This is a genomic window from Rhizobium sp. LjRoot258 (assembly GCF_964254185.1).
Lineage (GTDB): Bacteria > Pseudomonadota > Alphaproteobacteria > Rhizobiales > Rhizobiaceae > Rhizobium.
Genome location: NZ_CAXUST020000002.1, coordinates 1,368,223 through 1,386,245, shown reverse-complemented (window position 1 = coordinate 1,386,245; position 18,023 = coordinate 1,368,223). Strand labels below are relative to the sequence as shown.

Below are 18,023 nucleotides of genomic sequence, written 5' to 3'. Positions count from 1 at the left end.
GTTTCACCTGTTGCAAATATCGAACATATTCAGCTCACGCGCATAAATTTCAAGTGCTTATGCACGCGCAGAAAAGGACTTGTCCCTCGCTGTAAATCACTGAACATTCGTCAAAACTCAACGGAGAATATAGTGATGGACCAGATGAGCACGTCGAACCGGCCTTCCCTCGATAATTTCTGGATGCCGTTTACGGCCAACCGACAGTTCAAGGCCGCTCCCCGGCTGCTCGCCTCAGCCGAAGGCATGTACTACACCGATATCGACGGCAACATGGTGCTGGACGGCACAGCTGGCCTCTGGTGCGTTAATGCCGGCCACGGCCGCAAACGCGTCGCAGACGCTGTCGCACGCCAGCTGCAAACGATGGACTTTGCTCCGACGTTTCAGATGGGCCATCCTCTCGCATTCGACTTTGCCGAGAAACTGGCAAAGATCGCGCCCGGCGGGCCGGCCGCAAAACTTGATCGTGTGTTCTTCACCGGCTCGGGGTCGGAATCGGTCGATACGGCGTTGAAGATCGCGATCGCCTATCAGCGCGCGATCGGCCAGGGCACGCGCACACGCATCATCGGTCGCGAGAAGGGCTATCACGGCGTCGGCTTCGGCGGCATCTCAGTCGGCGGGCTCGTCAACAACCGTCGTGTGTTCCCGCAGATTCCGGCCGACCACATGCGCCACACGCTCGATATCGAGAGAAACGGCTTCTCCAAGGGGCTTCCGCTCCATGGTATCGAGCTTGCGGACGATCTGGAACGTCTGGTTGCGCTGCACGGCGCGGAGACAATTGCCGCCGTCATTGTCGAGCCGATGTCTGGATCGGCAGGCGTCATTCTGCCGCCGAAGGGATATCTGGAGCGTCTACGCGCCATTGCGGATAAATACGGCATTCTGCTGATCTTCGACGAAGTCATTACCGGCTTTGGCCGTCTGGGAACGCCCTTCGCCACCGACTATTTCGGCGTCGTACCCGACCTCGTCACCACGGCGAAGGGTCTGACGAACGGTGCCATTCCGATGGGCGCCGTCTTCGCTAGCCGAACGGTGTATGACGCATTGATGGTCGGCCCTGAAAACCAGATCGAGCTTTTCCACGGTTACACCTATTCCGGCCACCCCGTTGCCAGTGCGGCAGGTATTGCCACTCTGGAAATCTACGAGGAAGAAGGTCTGCTCACCCGCGCCGCCTCCATCGCCGACACCTGGCAGGACGCCCTTCACTCCCTGAAGGGACTGCCCCATGTCACCGACATCCGCAACCTCGGTCTCGTCGGCGCTGTCGAGCTTGCGCCCCGGGATGGTGCGCCTGGGACCCGTGCCTATGACGTCTTCGTAGACTGCTTCCAGAAGGGTCTTTTGATCCGTGTCACGGGCGACATCGTCGCGCTCTCGCCGCCCCTGATTATTGAGACGGACGAAATCGAGAAGATCGTTTCCATTTTGGGGGACGCCTTGAAACGCGTCTTGTAAACTCCGTCCGGGCTTGCCGCCCGTTTGGCGGCCAACCGCCAAACGGGCGACGTCCAACCGACGGCCCTGAGGTTGGCGACGACAACTGGATCACGAATGCTCGCGCAGGCATGGCCCTCCAGCGTGTCAGCTATTCTCGGAAAAACGCGCTTCGAACAGTTTGCTTTTTGATCCCACCGGGATAAGGATCGCCCAGTGTGACCAAGGAGCTTCCGTATCGATGTCGAAACCCCGGTTGAGAAGGGAAGCAGATCTCCTTCTGCATCGTGGGACCAGGACTGCCAGCGGCGAATATTCCGTCAGCCGCGCACGCAGACCTGTCGCCGTGCAACGCCTGATCGGTGCGTTGGGAAACATCATGCTGTCGGACGCCGCGCCATTCATGGAAAAATTCGTTGCGGGCAAGGTGTTCCACCTGCTGCAGGAGCCGGGCGCCATCGCAACCAAGCCGGCCACTCCCGTGCCCTTGGCTCCGCAGTTGCAGTTTGCGCTTCGCAATCTGGCCTCCAAGGGCGAGCCCTTCGCCGAAGTCGCGGCAGCCATCAACGATGTCGCCAAGAGCCTGGAATGGGTTGCCAGCAAGACCGGCCCTTTTGCCAGCATCAACATTGAGCACACACACGCACATGCGGTCGTGGCCGGCATATCGGGCGTGGAGGAGCGAGGCGATGTGGCTCTTGGCCTGACGATCATGGCGCCTTACAGCCGCTTCCCAGACCATATACAGTATCGCTCTCGCGTTTTTCTGGCGCTTTCCGACTGCGAATTCTCCTGTGACGACAAGGGATGGCAGCGCGGTTCCGTTGGCTCGATTTTCTTCAACGAAGCGGGACACAACGTCGCGATGCGGTGCACGGCGCGACCCCTTCTGGCCGCCTGGTGCCACGTCGAGCGGTAACTGCGCGCCCCGCCAATTTGTCTCTTGACGTTTGTGCGCCAAACCTTTGAGTTACAAGGGGCATCCCAGAGAGGATAAAAACCCCTTGCGCAGCGGCGATACATATCCTGGATCAGGCGAGATGGCCGGTCGCATTTATGGCCACGACTGGGAAGCGAGCGGCCTCGGCCCCCCGTCCTCGTGGCCGCTCTGCTTGAAATCAGCCGTCGACATCATGCTGCCATCCAAAGCCCAGATCGTCATGTTCTGGGGCCAGGATTTCATCGCTCTTTACAACGACGCCTATGCGCCGACAATCGGGAGCAAACATCCTCAGGCCCTCGGCCGCCCGGCCCGCGAGCATTGGAGCGAATTGTGGAGCGATCTGGAACCGCTCCTGCGGCGTGTCCTTGACCACGGAGAAACCGTGGTCGCCAAGGATCGTCCATTCTATATCGAGCGTCACGGTTATCCCGAGACTGTTCACTTCGACCTTTCCTACTCACCCGTCCGGGACGAGAAGGGCAAGGTCGGCGGCGTCTTCTGCATCGTCAGCGAGACCACCGAACGCGTTAAGTTCGAAACCGCATTGCGAGAAAGCGAGGAACGATTTCGGGCAATATTCTCGCAGACGGCAGCGGGTATCGGCCAGTCGGATCTCGCCGGGCGTCTCCTCATGGTCAACAGCCGTTTCTGCGAAATCGTCGGCTACACGGAAGCCGAGCTTCAGAAGATGCGAGTGCAGGACATCACGTTTCCCAGGGATCTGGACGACTATGTCCGATCGTTCAGGACAATGTTGAAAACCGGCCAGAGCTTTGACATCGAGAAGCGCTACGTTCGCAAGGACGGTAGCCTCGTTTGGGTGGCGAATTCCGTCTCGCCTCTTCGTGACAAGAACGGAGCGATACGCCAAGCTGTCGCCGTTATCGTCGATATCACGGAACGCAAGCGCGCTCAGGAAGTGGAGCGTCGCCTTGCCGCGATCATTGCCTCGTCCGACGACGCCATTCTCGGCACCGACCTGAACATGAGGATCACGAGCTGGAACATCGGAGCCGAGAAGCTCTATGGCTATTCGGCCGACGAAGCGATCGGCCACTCAGTCGTGCTTCTGGTTCCCGATGACAGGATTGAAGAAGAACCTGCAATCATCAGGCAGGTCAGCGCCGGTCTGAAGGTTGATCCTTATGAGACCAAGCGCCGCCGCAAGGATGGCGGGCTTGTCGACGTCCTACTCAGCGTTTCACCTATTTTTGACGCTTATGGCAGGATTGTCGGGGCTTCAAAAATAGCGCACGACATCAGCGCGCGAAAGGAGGCCGAGCGGCTGCAGACGGTTCTCGTCGGCGAACTGAACCATCGTGTGAAGAACGTGCTCGCGACCGTGATGGCAATCGCACGGCAGACACTCGGGCGAGAGGAAGCAAACCGAGCCGGAGTGGACGCTTTCGAGGCAAGGCTCGCCTCGATGTCGAAGGCCCATGACCTCCTGACGCACGGCAATTGGGAGCAGGCAGAGCTGGAAGCTGTCGTCAAACAGTCACTGTCTCCCTATCAACAGGACAGGTTCTCGATCTCTGGGCCGAGCATTCACTTGGCGCCGCGGGCCGTCCTGTCGATTTCGCTGGCGCTGCACGAACTGGCAACGAATGCCGCCAAGTATGGAGCCCTGTCCGTACCGGAAGGCCGCGTTTCCATTGAATGGTCGCTTGAAGGCGACAACCCTACCAAGCTGAGACTGCGTTGGCAGGAAACGGGTGGGCCGAGCGTTACGCAGCCTTCGCGCAAGGGCTTCGGTTCACGCCTGATCGAAAGCCTGCTGGCGGCCGAGTTGAAGGGTAACGTAAAGATCACCTACGACAAGGCCGGCGTGATCTGCGAGGTCGACGCCGCTCTCGGCGGTGGATGGGATCATGATCATTCGGTCGAACCACCGCAGTAACACCGAACGCCGCCCGCCTCACAAGGCCGTCTTTCCGTCGACTTCACGACGAGGCCGTGGCCTTGTCCAACGGATACCCTTGTTGAAATTGGCCGAGCGTATTGGCAGCGCCGCGCAATATCTGACGGCGCTCCGAGTGCCGTCGTGCTTCCATTTTTGTGTTCCCTGATTGCGTCGGCATCGAATGCGTTAGCGGTCGAAATCTTCCATGCAAAAACGCGCCTCGACCCGTTGGGGCCGGCTTGGCGGATCAAGCGCAAAACGACACGTCGTCCGCCGCGCAACTGCCAACAAGCGTAGCTGTAGGTCGAAATGCGCCGTCAACATCGGACATTGCTCGACGTCGGACGAACCCTTTTCGTTGCCGCTGTACGGGAGTATTTTACTCCCGGACTGTCTGAACCTAGCGGTTGGAGGGGGCAGTGTTTGTGGACCGCAGTCGCAAGTTTCTGCTCTTTTTGGCGGCCACAACCTGGATGACTTTTGCATCACGATTACCTGCGGCAGACGACACCGTTGGAATCGACAGCGGCATGCTGAGGGGCGAAAGGTCAGGCACGGTCGTCAGCTTCAAAGGCATACCTTACGCGGCACCACCTCTTGGCGATCTGAGATGGCGCAACCCCAGACCCGTGAATGAATGGAGTGGCGTCAAGGATGCGCGAAACTTCGGTCCATCGTGCATGCAGACCGACGACTTGCCGAAGTCCGAGGACTGTTTAACTCTCAATGTCTGGACACCGGCCAAGCGTTTCAAGACACCCCTCCCGGTGATGGTTTGGATTTACGGCGGCGCTCTTGTCCATGGGAACACCCCTCAATATCCGGGTGGCCAGCTAGCCGCCCAGAGAGTTGTGTTCGTTAGTATGAACTACCGCATGGGACGGCTTGGTTACTTTGCTCATCCTGCGCTCATAAAGGAGTCCCGTGACGAACCCGTCGGCAACTATGGTTACATGGACCAGCTTGCAGCCCTGAAATGGGTCCAGCAAAACATCAAAGCCTTCGGCGGCGATCCGAACAAGGTGACGATATTCGGAGAGTCAGCAGGCGGCGGCTCGGTGATGGCACACATGATATCGCCTTTGTCACGGGGGCTCTTCCGGGGAGTTATTCTACAGTCACCGGGCGTCCCTACCGCGCGTGCGCGAAGCACGCCTTTGTCATCGTTGGAAGAAGCAGAGAAAACCGCGCTAGATTATGCAGCTTCTCTTGGAATTGAAGGTAGCGGTGCCGCCGCTCTCGCGGCGCTTCGGGCGGTGCCTGCCGAAACGCTAACGGAGGGTGCATCGGCACCAGAGGTGCTGGCGGGAATGTCGACAGGCAAGCCCGTCATCGGCGTCTCAGGCTCGATCATTGACGGACGTTTTTTGCTCGAAACTCCGGAAGCCGCTTTCGCGGCAGGCCGCCAAGCTTCAGTGGCAGTCATTGTCGGAGCGAACAATCGTGATCTCGGTATCGGTCAGGCAGCGACGAAAGACGATCTCTTCCAGCTGTTCGGGAAGTATGCAGCCCAAGCCCGCACCCTCTACGATCCCACCGGCCAAGAGCCTCTTGATGAGCTGAAGCAGCAGGTCTTCGCCGATAAAACGCTTGTCGAACCATCTCGCCACCTAGCTGACGAGATGGTCCGCGCAGGTCAGCCGACGTGGTGGTATCGTTTCTCGTATGTTGCCGAGGCACTTCGCCACGATCCGAAATGGAAAGGCACTCTGCACGGCTTCGAAATTCTGTATACGCTCGACATTCCAGCCGCACTGGTGAAGGACAAGGTTACGCCCGGCGACTGGGCCATGGCCGCTTTGGCGAGTGCTTACTGGGTCGAATTTGCAACGAAAGCTGACCCCAATGGAGGCTCGCGGCCAAAATGGCCTCTCCACGACCCAGCCGCCGACAAAGTCTTCGACTTCAGCAATAACGGCGCGACGGTAGGAGCCGATCCGCTGAAGCCCAGGCTCGACCTCTGGCAAAGGTATTGGGAGGAACAGAAATGACGGAGCGATGCCTGTTGCTTGGTGTGTTGCCCCCCGAGCCACAAGCCTTGAACTCGCCCCCTCGTAAACCGATCGTCAGGCGGAAGCGAAATCCGCCCCAACTCCACCTGAGCATCGCGCTTGGGATTGATCCTGGGGATGCTGCGAGGAGTGCCCGCCATCGGGATTCTCGACCGCCTATCCTGTCGGACAGTTAAGCCGTCCCTCCGCAATTCCTTTTGCCGATCATGTCCTTACGCGACAGAAAGCGTCAATAGCGTGTATCCTCAAGGCCACAGAACGGATCTACCGGGTTCGTGCCGAGGAAGGGCTTGCGACCGAGCATGCAATCAACGACGGCTTCCTGGACGCTGTCCATGGTGGAGTATGCGTTGATATAGGCCGGTACGCGCGGTGCATCGTAAAGGTGATAGGGATGCCCAAACGAGATCATCACTGAGGGAATATTCGTCCAGGGCCGGTACATGGCCTTGAAGAGCCCTCCACCGCCCATCCGGTGCCAGTCAACGAATATCCGGCCCCGCACAAGCAGCGACTCGTCGCCTAGCGCGTACATCACGAGGTCGAAATTCTCCGGGGTCGGCACGATGTCCGCCCGGTCGATCGTGACCTCGAAACCTTCCTTCGCCAATAGGTCCGGCAGCACGAATTTCAGAGGCTGCGGGATGAGCGGATGAATGATGCCTCCATCGACCAGCAGGATGCGCTTCGTCTTCGCGGGGTCGAGCGGAAAGATGCTGTTGACATCCTTCACAAGCGTAGGCGAGCGGCCGATGTATTCCTTGGACGCGGCGACGCTTTTTGGATGCGCAAGCAGGTGGCGCGCTTCCGCCGCATCGGGGAGCACGTCTGACGGCTGAAAAAGCTTGAGATGCGCCTTGAGCGCCAGCACACGAAGAACCGCTTCCTCAAGTCGCTCCGGGGCAATTCGTCCGCCTTCGACGGCAGCCTTGACCGCAGCCATATCCTCCTTTGGCGCATCGCTGAAGAGGATCATGTCGCAGCCATTCGCGATGATATCAGGCATGGTATCGAGGTGGTGGCCCCACGCCGATAACCCGCCCATGGGTGTCGCGTCAGAGATGATGATGCCATTGAAGCCGAGTTCGTCTCGGAGAAGGTCAACGTTCAGCCACCGGGAGACCGAGGCCGGTCGGAAGGCTTCGAGCCCGGCATCTGGCATCTTCGACCGGATATAGGCAGGAAGCGAAATATGCGCACTCATGACTGCCAGCACACCTTCGCTGATCAGCTTTTTGTAGAGCCGACCGAAGGTTTCCTTCCACTCCTCCAGGGAAAGCGGATTGGTCGTCGTAACGAGGTGTTGATCGCGGTCGTCGTATCCCTCGCCCGGCCAGTGCTTCGCGGTGGCGGCAACTCCATTCCGCTGGAGACCGCGAACATGGGCGACCGCGTGCCGTTCGATCCTATCGACATCGGAGCCATATGAGCGCGTACCGACAATTGGCGATCGGAAGGCGGCATTTATGTCGATGACCGGCGTGAACGACCAACGAACACCCATCGCGCGGCCCTCGCGTGCCAGGATCTCCGAACTTCTTTCGGTTGCCTCGATGTCATCAACGGCTGCAAGGCCAAGTTGGCCCAGCACCGGAGTGCCAAAAGGGAAGGAATGACGGCTGCCTTCGAGGTCGGCGCTGATAATGGGTGGCACTTTGCTATTGGCGACGAGGTTCGAAATGACGCGCCGCTCGAAGTCGAGGTCAGGCGTGAAAAATCGCGTAATGCCACCCGGTCTCAACGCGCCAACGCGTTTGAACTCCTCCTCATCCGCCCCGATCATGATCAAAGTGAAGAGTTGGCCAACCTTGTCGTCGAGATTGAGCGAGGCATAGACGTCGCGGACCCAGGCGATCGCAGCGTCATCGAGATTGAACGGCGCTTTGCGAAGTTGCTCATAGATCGTCATAAGTCCCTCCTTCACCAACGCTCTGCCTGCATACTCACATGTGCATATGCGCGCTACCCCATCACAGGCTAGCGACGTTGAACTCCGTCCCAGGGAGAAGACCACCGCTGCGATCCGGCATCCCCTGGCGCGCAGACGTTATCGCAGATACGACCAGGAACCAAATACCGCAGCGCATGTTTCGAAACCGTATCTCTTTCTAGTTGCGACCTCTTCCGATATTGCCTCCGCCGTGTCGGCAAAACGCCCGACCCGGCAATTACGCGCGGGTTTCTATAGCTTTAGTCCCCACGAACGCATGAGCTCCACCGGACCGGAAAGTTCGGACTGCAACACGTAAGCATCAGCCACCCTCTCCTTTTGACTCGAGAACCGCCTTGGCAGCCCATGGCCAAGGCCACGAACCGAATAGAACGACAGTTGCAGTCGATCTCCGCTCTTCCATTCCTTGAGCGTGCCCCACGACATCTGTCTTATTCGCCCGGCGGGTTCCTCCAAGCCCGTTACCTCGAGCCATTGCGAGATCGAGGCCATCGCGTTGACCGGGTTGACGACGCCGTCGGCAGTTCCGTGCCATATCGAAATCGACGGCCAACCTCTTGCAGCAGGCGAGACACCGCGCACCAGATCGCCCCATTCACGAGGCTCTCGCCGTGAGACGCCGGACCTCATGCTGCGGATAGCCGACATTGCGTCCCTTGCCGCGCCGAACGGCATCCCGGCAAAGATGGCAGCGCCAGCAAAGAGATCCGGATAGGTGGCGACAAGCGCTGAAGTCATCGCGCCGCCGGCAGAAAGGCCCGCAATATAGATCCGGGATCGATCAATTCGATGCCGAGCACATGCGTGTTCGATCATCTGGCGAATGGACATGAGTTCGCCCCGATCTCGCGCAATCGCGCTGGGCCGAAACCAGTTGAAGCACCGCTGCGAATTGTTCGCTTCTCTTTGTTCCGGATACAGGAGAACAAAACCACGCTGCGTCGCAAGTTTGGAAAAGCCACTTCCGGTGTCGAAGCTTTCCGGCGTCTGTCTGCATCCATGCAGCACGACGACCAACGGCGGCTTCGCGGGCAGTTTGCTCGGCACGAAGGCCTTCATTGCCAGCCGCCCAGGATTGCTACCGAAGCCAATCACTTCACTGAGTGCAGGCTTGGTAGCGGCCGGCCTTTTTGTTTTCCTGGATACTGTGCGGGCTGGTGTGCGTAGCGCCTTTGCAACCAGTTTGCGATACGCCTTCTGCGATTTCAGCAGTCTTGAAAATGATCGTGGCAATTTGAATGTCATCGGTAACGTCCTTGATCGACGTCATCGATGCTCTCCCGCGGCAAGGACGCCGCCACCGATAGACAGGTTACGCTATTGGATCTGCGGCAAACGCGGAAGACTAAAACGGACAACCCTCCCATGCGCGCAGCCGGGTCGTCCTCCGCGCTCAGGTGGGCCTTTGGTCTTGCCAATGCTCCTAAATCGATCATCTGGACCATGGCGGAGGAACAGATTTCGTTCGACGAGGTTTTCAACGCAGATGGCGTGTCGCCGATCCTTAGTCCGCGGAGCAAAAAACATGACCAGCATTCATAACGAAGCATCAGACAGTGTCGCCAGCAAATCTCTCAGCACCTTAAGCGCGTTCTTCGATGACCGCAGCAAGGCCGAGAGTGCGATCAGGAGATTGGAAGACATCGGCTTGCCCAACGAGCGCATTCGTTTCATGCCCGGATACGAAACTGAAGGCGATATCGCCCGATCCGATCATAGCGGCTTCTGGGCCGGCCTCGCCGACTGGTTTTTCCCGGACGAAGATCGCGCCGCTTATGCCGAAGGACTGCGCCGAGGTGGCTTCCTCGTATCGGTTCAGGTCGAGGATCGGAGCTATGAAAGCGCCCACGACATCCTTGATGACGAAGGCAGCATCGACATGGACGAGCGTGCAGACCTGTGGCGTAGTGAAGGCTGGGATGGCGGTCGAGGAGACGCTACCGTCTCGGAAGATGCCCTCGCCCCTGCTCCCCACACCGATCGCCAAACAACCGACCTTGCCGAGAGTGCCGCTCGCAACCGCCGCGACCTGCAGAGGTCAACCCCTCGTGTTCGCTCCTACCGCAATCAATCGCCGATTGACGACGTCGACACACCTGCCCCGTCCGGGGACGAGGTTGCTCCTGCGCCATCGCCCTGACGAAGAAGCGTTCACCCAGCTTCCGTCGTCTTCTCTCTGGCCCCGCGGTTTCGCGGGGCACAGAACAATCTGAAGCTGCCGTGTTCAAGTGCTTTGTGCCTCAGTGCAGATGGCTAGCGCTAGAACGCTTCGCATCGATGGCACGCCACGACGCCCGCCCTCACATGGCGATGAGATCAAGACCCTCGCCCAATTCCCGCCGTGCAATTTCGACTACGCTGCGCTGGTGCGTGAACAATATTGTCTGGAATGTTTTGGAGGTAGACGCCAACGCCTTCAATCCAGCCGCGGTGCGGTCATCGTCGAAGGTCTGGAAAATATCATCAGCGATCAGCGGGATTGGCTCGTTCCTCAGGCAATAATCCTCAAGAAAAGCCAGGCGAAGCGCAAGATAGAGCTGATCACCGGTACCCTCGCTCAATCCACCTTTCACCGGCACCCGCTCTCCCGTCGGACGCTCCGCCATGAGATGAAGCACATCGTTTTCGCCATACTCCTGAACCAGCCGGCTGAATCCTCCGCCGGTGAGCATCGAAAACGCGAGGCTTGCCCTATTCATGACAGGGTCGGTTTGCGTTTCACGAAAGGCCTCTATCGAACTTCCCAGCACGCGAGCCGCAAGCTTTAGCACGACCCATTGGCGAGCAAGTTCCTTCGCCTCTTCTTCGGCCGAAAGGCGCTCGAACACGGCGTGCTCAGCGGTCTTTCCCGTTTCCAGCTCACGGCGCTGCCGCACGTTTTCGGCCAACCGCGCGGACAGCTCACCGTACTCCTCGAAGTGGTTGGCATCGGCCTTTTCCAGACGTTCGATTTCCAATCCTGCTTTTGCGCGGTCGAAATCTGTCAACGACGCTCGAACCGCGTCTTCAGATTGCCCCTCCGCGTTTTCGGCGAAGCGCCTGCGGCTTGAAGAAAGCCTTTCTAGAGCTTCATTGCGTCGCTTTAGACGGAGGCGCAACTCGATGGGATTTTCGGCGTCAGGCAGCCCTGAGGAAATGGCTTGAAGGTTTTCCTTCGCGTCTTGCAGGGCGGCGAAACACCGTTCGTAACGTGCGTTCGCCTGCGTGAGCTGTTCTTCTGTCGCACGTCGATGTCGATAGGAAGCCTCCGCGTCCTGCGCGCGCTCCTGCAATATGTCGGCGGCCGCATCGACAGAAAGGCCCGCGAGGTCCGGAGCGGTACTCCTTACGAGCTTAGCCGCGGTTGCCTCGAATGCAGCGATGTCTCGCTTCATCCCGTCGACCCGCCGTTGGCGGTTGTTCCGCTGCGCAACGATTTCCGGAACCTCGCGCCAGACTTCCAAAGCGGCTTCAATCATTTCAATCGTCGCGTTAAAAGGTACCTTTAACAAGGCGGCTGCATCAGAGAGTGTGCTCTGCCATTTCTCGATCGAAAGCCTAGCTCTCCGCTTTTGCTCATCCAGGTCATTGATCTTGTCAATCGCCGCGGAGCGTCTGATCTCTGAAGTGCGTCCTTGCTGCCAAAGCTCCGCCAGCTTGCTGAGGTGCCGATCCAGCGCACGGCCCAAGGCAACGGCGGGGAGATTTCCTGCCCCTTCGAAACCAGCCTCATCGCTAATAGATACCAGCGCGGGCAAAATCCGCTGCTCCGCCAGTCGAAGCTTCGTGACGTCGTCTTGCAACTCCAACAGTGTGTGGCGTTGCCTTTCCAGCTCCGCGATGGAGCGACGCCACTCAATCATCTGCCCAGTCGTTGAGGGTGAGACAGGCACACCGAGAAATAGCTGCGCGAGTTTGGATTGGGTTTGACGATGTGCCTCTTGTGCGACGGCCTCCACCTGAACCGCATCATCCACGAGATGAGTCTTCTCAGCCAGCTGCGCCTTAAGCTGACTATGGCGAGCAACGCGCTCTGCTCCTGCAAACGCTAGATCGGCGAGCCTGTCACTCTCGTTCATTGCAGCTTGCACTGCAAAGCCCGCGGCCGCAGTTGGAGCGTCCCGGTATTTGTCCCAGAGAATTTGCCTTGAACTTCGCGAATTGAGGATGTCGCTCCTCGTAACCAAGTTCTCCGCTCCCTCCAGCCCGTCTATTTCGCGGATGATGTTTTGCCGCTCGCCCCGGACCGAACTCAAACGTGATGTGGCATCGCGGACGCCTGTCGCAGCTTCATCCTCCAGCTTCCGCAACTCCGTCAACGCATTCAGGTCAGGCAATGGGGCGGCCAATACCGCGTCGAGGTCGTCGACGCTGGGAACGAGCCGCGCCGTCGCCTCCGAAAGGTCCGCCGTCGTGCGGGCGAGCTTCACGGTCAGCAAATCGATCTTGTCGATCTCCGCCAAGGTGGGCTGAATTGCCACCAGGCGTTCAGTGAAGAATTTCGGGTCGATCGAGGAGCCGGGGCGCTGGTTTCTCTCCAACTCATTCAGATATTGGGTTTCTTCACTGAGCTGTTTCTCCAAGGCGGTGAGCGATCGGCTCAGTTCTCGACCTTCCATCGTGAGCGCTCTCAGTAGCGCGAGATCTGCGTCTGTGGGCTGCTGGTCAGCCAACGACTTATCGTTTGTGTCGATACCCAACCGCTTGCCCAATTGGCCAAGTCTAGCCTCGAATTCCTGAGCTTCAGAGATGATGCGCGGCAAATCTTCCCTCGCCTTGAGGTAGATACCCTTATCCGCGTAAAGTTGTCGGATATGCGCGGCAGCTTCACGGATTTCGTCATTCACCGTGCATACCGCCAGCGCATCCACCAACCGTGACACTTCCTCCTGTACGGACGTAACGGTTTGCTCAGCCTCCTGATGAGATGCGAGAGCAGCGTTCAGCTTCGGTTCCGCACTGGCTGGCACATGCTCCAGATCAGAAAAGCCTTCCAAGGCATTGACGTCGAGATCGATTTCTCGCAGCAGCGGCTCGAGCGAACGTCGCAGTGTCAGTGCGTGCAGGTCCAGTTTGACTTGTGTCCGTTGCGCATGAACTTCGGCGAGTTCCCTTTCCAGGTGGGTCGCCTCTTCTATCAGCTTTTTCCAGTCGCCCGCGCGAAGCTCATGCAACTTCTCAAGTTTGCGAGCATCATCATGCCTGTCCAGCGCCTGGTAGAACAGTCGCTCCTTGGACCGTCGCTGAGCGAAGATATTTTCGGCTTCAGCATCGAGAGACACTCTCAGACTGCTCAATCCCGTCAGCCCGGAAGCAGCCGAGAACAGTAAGCTTCCGATCTCCCCGTCATGCTCGAGCATTTCCACACCACCGGCTCGGAGGCGATCCGAGTCCAAGCCGAATGCTCTTTCGAACACGGTTCTGTCCACGGGGCCAAGAAATGGCTGCAGTGCATCCTCTGGGAGCGAGCGCTCATCATCGGAGTTGTCGAGAAGCGTATTCTTTCGACCGCGTCGGCGACGGAAGGCGAGCTCGCTCCCGTTGCGAGACGAGAGCAAAGCCCCGACACGAAGGGTCGTCGCGTCATGAAGATGGTCGTCCCTTGCAACATGCGGGAAGCCGAAGAGCAAATCCGACATCGAGCGGAGCGCAGAGGACTTTCCCGCCTCGTTCGGTCCATAAATCAGATGCAGCGTCGCGTTCCGCCGAAAAGGAAGAACCTTGTTGGTCAGGGATCCATATCGGATGATGTCGAGCGTATCGAACCGCATTCACAGACCCATCTCAGTGCGGGCGAACAGCAATTGCTTCGCCTCCTCGAGCAGTGCCTCGGCACTCATTTCCAACGGGGATTCATCTGCAGCGGCTCCGCCTGGCAGCTTTATTGCGATCGAGGATATCAGGGCCTGCGCCTCGAGCAGGAGTTCCTTCCGGTCGTCTGAGAGCCTGACGAGCTCTCTGAGATCCAGTCCAGCATGTGCATCGCCGCTCGGTTTTTCTTGGAGCCCTGTCGAAAGCCGGACTTCCAGTTTCTCAAGCCAGATGTTTTCGTGCGCCCGATGTAGCGAGGCCTGGATCTCATCCCGCCACTGATGCCGATTGACGACAAAATTGCTCTGTAGCTCAGAGTGACCACTCAATCGGACGCGAACTGCAAGCGGCCTTCCCTCGCCTTCGTCCGCGCAGGTTCTACCAGCTCGCTCCACGATCTGCAGGATATCGATCATGCTGTGATGCGGTTCGAGCATTGCCTTCACCTCGCAGAAGCGCGCACCATCAACGATGATCCGCTCGTACTCCACGTGACTGTCTCCGACAGTCACGAGCACCGCGCCTTTCGCACCGACCTCTCGAACGCTGCGCCCCTGAAGATTTCCGGCAAAGATGACCAGCGGATCGGCAGAAACTTCCTCGAATTGATGAACGTGCCCGAGCGCCCAATAATCGTATCCACGTGACCGGAGATCGTCGACAGAACAGGGAGCATACGGGGCATGCGGTTCTCGTCCCGAAAGAGAGGTGTGGAGAACGCCTATATTGAACCACCCTTGTTCCCGCCGCCGGTATCCGATCGCGAGGTTCTCGGTAGCTGATCGCTCGGCGAAGCCTTGTCCATGCAACGCGACCTTGAGGCGATCGATGCGGAATGTCCCTGGACGATTTGTCGGAAACTCAAAAACGTTGTCGGGAAGTGTGATCGTTTTGGTGACGACGCTCACCGCATCATGGTTTCCGCGCAGAAGATAAACGGGAATTCCCGCTCGTTGGAGCCGTGCCATTTCTCGGTTGAAGAACAAGCCTATTTTGTTGTCCTTCCAGTCGCCGTCGTAAATGTCGCCCGCGATGACAATGAAGTCGACGGCCAGGTCAATCGCCTTGCTGACGAGCGTAGAAAGAGCGTTCCTAGTCGCCTCAATGAATTGGGCAGCAACATCGGCATCCTTCGACGCCAAACCCAGCATGGGGCTCCCGAGATGTAGATCGGCAGCATGGATAAAACGAAATGAGGACATGGTCACACTCTTCAGTTTTTAGAGACCTTGCTGAGTCTCCAGCAACAGAGTGTAGCAACGAATGTGCGGCCCGCGTCACGCGTCCAGCCGTTCTCCACTGCCAATTGTTCGTGGACCGCGGTCGGTAAGGCGGGCCGCGCCGTTCGTAGTCAGATGGAAGGAAGCGGCAAAGACGGCGGACGCACTGGAAAACCACATGTCGACGCGCCGCGCATTACGTTAGAGCCATGCCACCGCGCATAGCGACCGCTGCTTTAATAATTCGCCTCCAGGTAGAGCGGAGGCGACTGCTGTAATTTCGAGCGACGTCTCGCTAAGTCGCGACTGTTGGAAGAGTGCAACAATGCCTCTGGCGCGCTGACGGCTTTCCTCGTTCATCACAGGCCACCTGGCCCCATTCGCAGGCACAACCTCGTCTCCTTCAGGCGGCGTCGCTACGCTGTGATCTGGAACCCGGAGGGCATGGCCTCAGGAGATGCCACTTCCACTTCGACAGCAACGACCGACGCGCCTGGCGGCCCTTTCCAGAATTCCTTCAACATCGCCGAGACGGCCGTCTCCGGGCCGGCGATGAGCGCTTTCACAGATCCATCATCTTCGTTGCGGACCCAGCCCACCAGACCGAGCTGTTCAGCCCGGGCGCGTGTCCAGACGCGAAAACTGACGCCCTGGACCCCACCGGATATTCGCACCAACGCTGCCGTCCGATCCTTCCCCATGCTCGCCTCCATTCGCGTGCCTTGTTGGCAATCTGGAACACTGGGAGAGAATTCAAGCACGGTCTGTCCCGCGGCATGCGGCAATCGTTCCGCGTCACCCCGATATCGCGCGATTTCAACGCCATATCCCCTCGGGCTGCTGGCGCAAATCAAACGGCGCGCTATACTCACAATTGCATCAACGTGAAGGGATCTCGATCATGCGCAGGCTTATCGCAGTGACTTCAGTCCTCGTTCTCAGTTTCGCCGGTTCGGCCTTTGCGCAAGCGAATATGGGCATGGACAGCAGCGGCCGCTTCGACGGTTCGCCGCCGCTCGGGACTTCCCGCGAAGACGAGGCACCGAGCGGTGGATTCGCGATACCGTTCGACACGTTCCAGACCGGCAGTACGACGGGGTCCGGCGATATACAATGGACGCGATGCCCGCCACAGCGCCGTGGGGTCCAAGGCAACAGCCAAGCTTGCCTTGAAAGGAACTGAAAGCAAACCTTGCAGCCACCGCGAGCCTGCTTCCAGGTTCGCGGGTCTGCCATTTCTGTGCTAGGGGAACCGCGCAACGCGAGGCCCGACAGACATGCTCCCCTGGATTCAACTTGATTCCGCCCCCATTCCCGGAGAAAGCGGCGAATTGCGCCTCAAGCAGCGGGGCAGCGAATTCTCGATCATGCTGGGCTCGAACGAGCTTATGAACAGCCGCCTGAGCGGCTCTGAGGAGGCGCTCGCGACACTGTCTCGTGAAAAGATCAAGGGGCGTGCGCGTCCGAATGTGCTGATCGGTGGTCTCGGAATGGGTTTCACTTTGCGTGCTGCCCTTTCCGTTTTGCCACAAGAAGCATCGATCATCGTTGCCGAACTCGTACCGGCGGTGGTGCAATGGGCACGCGGCCCAATGTCAGAGGTATTTCAGGGTTGCCTCGACGATCCACGCGTCGCCATTCACCAGGGCGACGTTGGCGAACTGGTACGGCGAAGCAAGGCGCAATTCGACGCCATCCTGCTTGACGTCGACAATGGGCCTGATGGCCTGACGCGCCGCTCCAACGATGGCCTCTACGATTTTGCGGGTCTTCGGGCTGCACGCGATGCCCTGCGACCCGGCGGCGTTCTCGCCGTCTGGTCATCAGGGCCGGACGCCGGTTTCACCCGGCGGCTTGGCGACTGCGGCTTTGCCGTCGAGGCGGTCAACACGCGCGCCAACGGCAAGCGCGGTGGCGCGCGTCACGTCATATGGCTCGCCGTCAAATAGATCAGCCTGCCTGAACTCGACGCGCGGCTGCAATCGCGCTTGCGGCTCCAGAACGCAGCTGCTGCGTGTCGGCTCCGGCGATGACGAAATCGAAGCCCATTTTCAACAATTCGCCGGCCCGCTCGCCATTGCTGCCGAAGACGCAGGCGAATTTGCCGTGAGCCCGGCACCGGGCGATCAGATGCTTGAGAACGCCGTCGACCTGCGCCGTATCGGGTGCCAGCTTCACTCCATCTGACAGTGCGATCGACAAGTCGGACGGGCCGACGAAAATGCCGTCGATGCCGTCTACACGCATGATTTCATCTGCGGCATCAAGGGCCGCGCGCGTCTCGATCATAGCAATCGCCACGGTCTGCTCGTTCGCGGTCGCGAGATATTCCGTTGCCGAAAGCCCCGTGTGGTTCATTGCCAGTGTCGGCCCCCAGCTACGCTCGCCGAGCGGCAGATACTTGGTGGCCTTCGCGAAGGCCTTCGCGTCCGACACCGAGTTGATCATCGGGGCAATGATGCCCGAGGCGCCCGCATCGAGAAGGCGCGAGGCGGATGAAAAATCGCCGACCGGAATGCGGGCAAGCACTGGCTTGCCGGCAAGCCTCCCCTGGCCAATGCCAACGGCAGCCGATCCGATATCCCAAACGCCATGCTGCATATCCAACACAACGGCATCAAATGCCTCCTGCGCCAGATGATTGACGAAGAGCGGATCGGGAATGCCGATCCAGGCAGATATCAATCCGCCTTCACCGCTTCTGATCCGCTTTGCAAAGCCGTCGATCGTCGTTGCGCCAGTCATGCCATGCTCC

13 protein-coding genes are annotated in these 18,023 nt (G+C 59.0%); 6 read left to right on the top strand and 7 right to left on the bottom strand.

Features of this window, described 5'->3' with window-relative positions; genetic code table 11:
• Positions 1–135: 135 nt before the first annotated feature.
• The 4 genes from ACSQ9D_RS27315 to ACSQ9D_RS27300 all read left to right on the top strand — a co-directional run bounded on the left by ACSQ9D_RS27315 (position 136) and on the right by ACSQ9D_RS27300 (position 6,286).
• A complete protein-coding gene (locus ACSQ9D_RS27315; RefSeq protein ID WP_436284954.1) occupies positions 136–1,470 on the top strand; it encodes an aspartate aminotransferase family protein in 1,335 nt (444 codons plus the stop codon).
• A gap of 220 nt (positions 1,471–1,690) precedes the next feature.
• Positions 1,691–2,368: a dimethylsulfonioproprionate lyase family protein gene (locus ACSQ9D_RS27310; RefSeq protein ID WP_436284953.1), complete on the top strand. Its 678-nt coding sequence runs from the start codon at positions 1,691–1,693 to the stop codon at positions 2,366–2,368.
• Positions 2,369–2,489: 121 nt separating this feature from the next.
• The gene (locus tag ACSQ9D_RS27305; RefSeq protein ID WP_436284952.1) at positions 2,490–4,292 is read left to right on the top strand and encodes a PAS domain S-box protein; all 1,803 of its coding nucleotides are present in this window, start codon (positions 2,490–2,492) and stop codon (positions 4,290–4,292) included.
• 422 nt (positions 4,293–4,714) lie between these two features.
• Complete coding sequence (locus ACSQ9D_RS27300; RefSeq protein ID WP_436284951.1) at positions 4,715–6,286, top strand: carboxylesterase/lipase family protein; 1,572 nt, start codon at positions 4,715–4,717, stop codon at positions 6,284–6,286.
• 250 nt (positions 6,287–6,536) lie between these two features.
• Here ACSQ9D_RS27300 and ACSQ9D_RS27295 read toward each other — a convergent pair whose 3' ends face one another.
• The 3 genes from ACSQ9D_RS27295 to ACSQ9D_RS27285 form a co-directional block, all read right to left on the bottom strand.
• Entirely contained in the window at positions 6,537–8,216 is a 1,680-nt protein-coding gene (locus ACSQ9D_RS27295; RefSeq protein WP_436284950.1) for a glycoside hydrolase family 3 protein, read from the bottom strand.
• A 273-nt stretch (positions 8,217–8,489) separates the two neighbouring features.
• On the bottom strand, positions 8,490–9,353 hold the full coding sequence (locus tag ACSQ9D_RS27290) for an extracellular catalytic domain type 1 short-chain-length polyhydroxyalkanoate depolymerase (RefSeq protein WP_436284949.1): 864 nt from the start codon (positions 9,351–9,353) through the stop codon (positions 8,490–8,492).
• 1 nt (position 9,354) lies between these two features.
• Positions 9,355–9,528: a hypothetical protein gene (locus tag ACSQ9D_RS27285; protein WP_436284948.1), complete on the bottom strand. Its 174-nt coding sequence runs from the start codon at positions 9,526–9,528 to the stop codon at positions 9,355–9,357.
• A 255-nt stretch (positions 9,529–9,783) separates the two neighbouring features.
• Here ACSQ9D_RS27285 and ACSQ9D_RS27280 point away from each other — a divergent pair, with 255 nt between their 5' ends.
• Positions 9,784–10,398, top strand: coding sequence for a hypothetical protein (locus ACSQ9D_RS27280; protein WP_436284947.1), 615 nt, complete (start codon positions 9,784–9,786; stop codon positions 10,396–10,398).
• A gap of 160 nt (positions 10,399–10,558) precedes the next feature.
• On the opposite strand, the gene ACSQ9D_RS27275 is transcribed toward ACSQ9D_RS27280, so the two are convergent.
• From ACSQ9D_RS27275 to ACSQ9D_RS27265, 3 genes are all read right to left on the bottom strand, one after another.
• Positions 10,559–14,008 carry an AAA family ATPase gene (locus ACSQ9D_RS27275; RefSeq protein ID WP_436284946.1) on the bottom strand — a complete coding sequence of 1,150 codons (3,450 nt, stop codon included), beginning with the start codon at positions 14,006–14,008 and terminating at the stop codon, positions 10,559–10,561.
• Entirely contained in the window at positions 14,009–15,250 is a 1,242-nt protein-coding gene (locus tag ACSQ9D_RS27270) for a metallophosphoesterase family protein (protein ID WP_436284945.1), read from the bottom strand. It abuts the gene before it with no gap.
• A 434-nt stretch (positions 15,251–15,684) separates the two neighbouring features.
• Complete coding sequence (locus ACSQ9D_RS27265) at positions 15,685–15,969, bottom strand: acylphosphatase (RefSeq protein WP_436284944.1); 285 nt, start codon at positions 15,967–15,969, stop codon at positions 15,685–15,687.
• 576 nt (positions 15,970–16,545) lie between these two features.
• On the opposite strand from ACSQ9D_RS27265, the gene ACSQ9D_RS27260 reads away from it, so the two are divergent.
• The gene (locus ACSQ9D_RS27260) at positions 16,546–17,217 is read left to right on the top strand and encodes a spermidine synthase (protein ID WP_436284943.1); all 672 of its coding nucleotides are present in this window, start codon (positions 16,546–16,548) and stop codon (positions 17,215–17,217) included.
• 1 nt (position 17,218) lies between these two features.
• On the opposite strand, the gene ACSQ9D_RS27255 is transcribed toward ACSQ9D_RS27260, so the two are convergent.
• A complete protein-coding gene (locus tag ACSQ9D_RS27255) occupies positions 17,219–18,013 on the bottom strand; it encodes an HpcH/HpaI aldolase family protein (protein WP_436284942.1) in 795 nt (264 codons plus the stop codon).
• Positions 18,014–18,023: the final 10 nt, after the last annotated feature.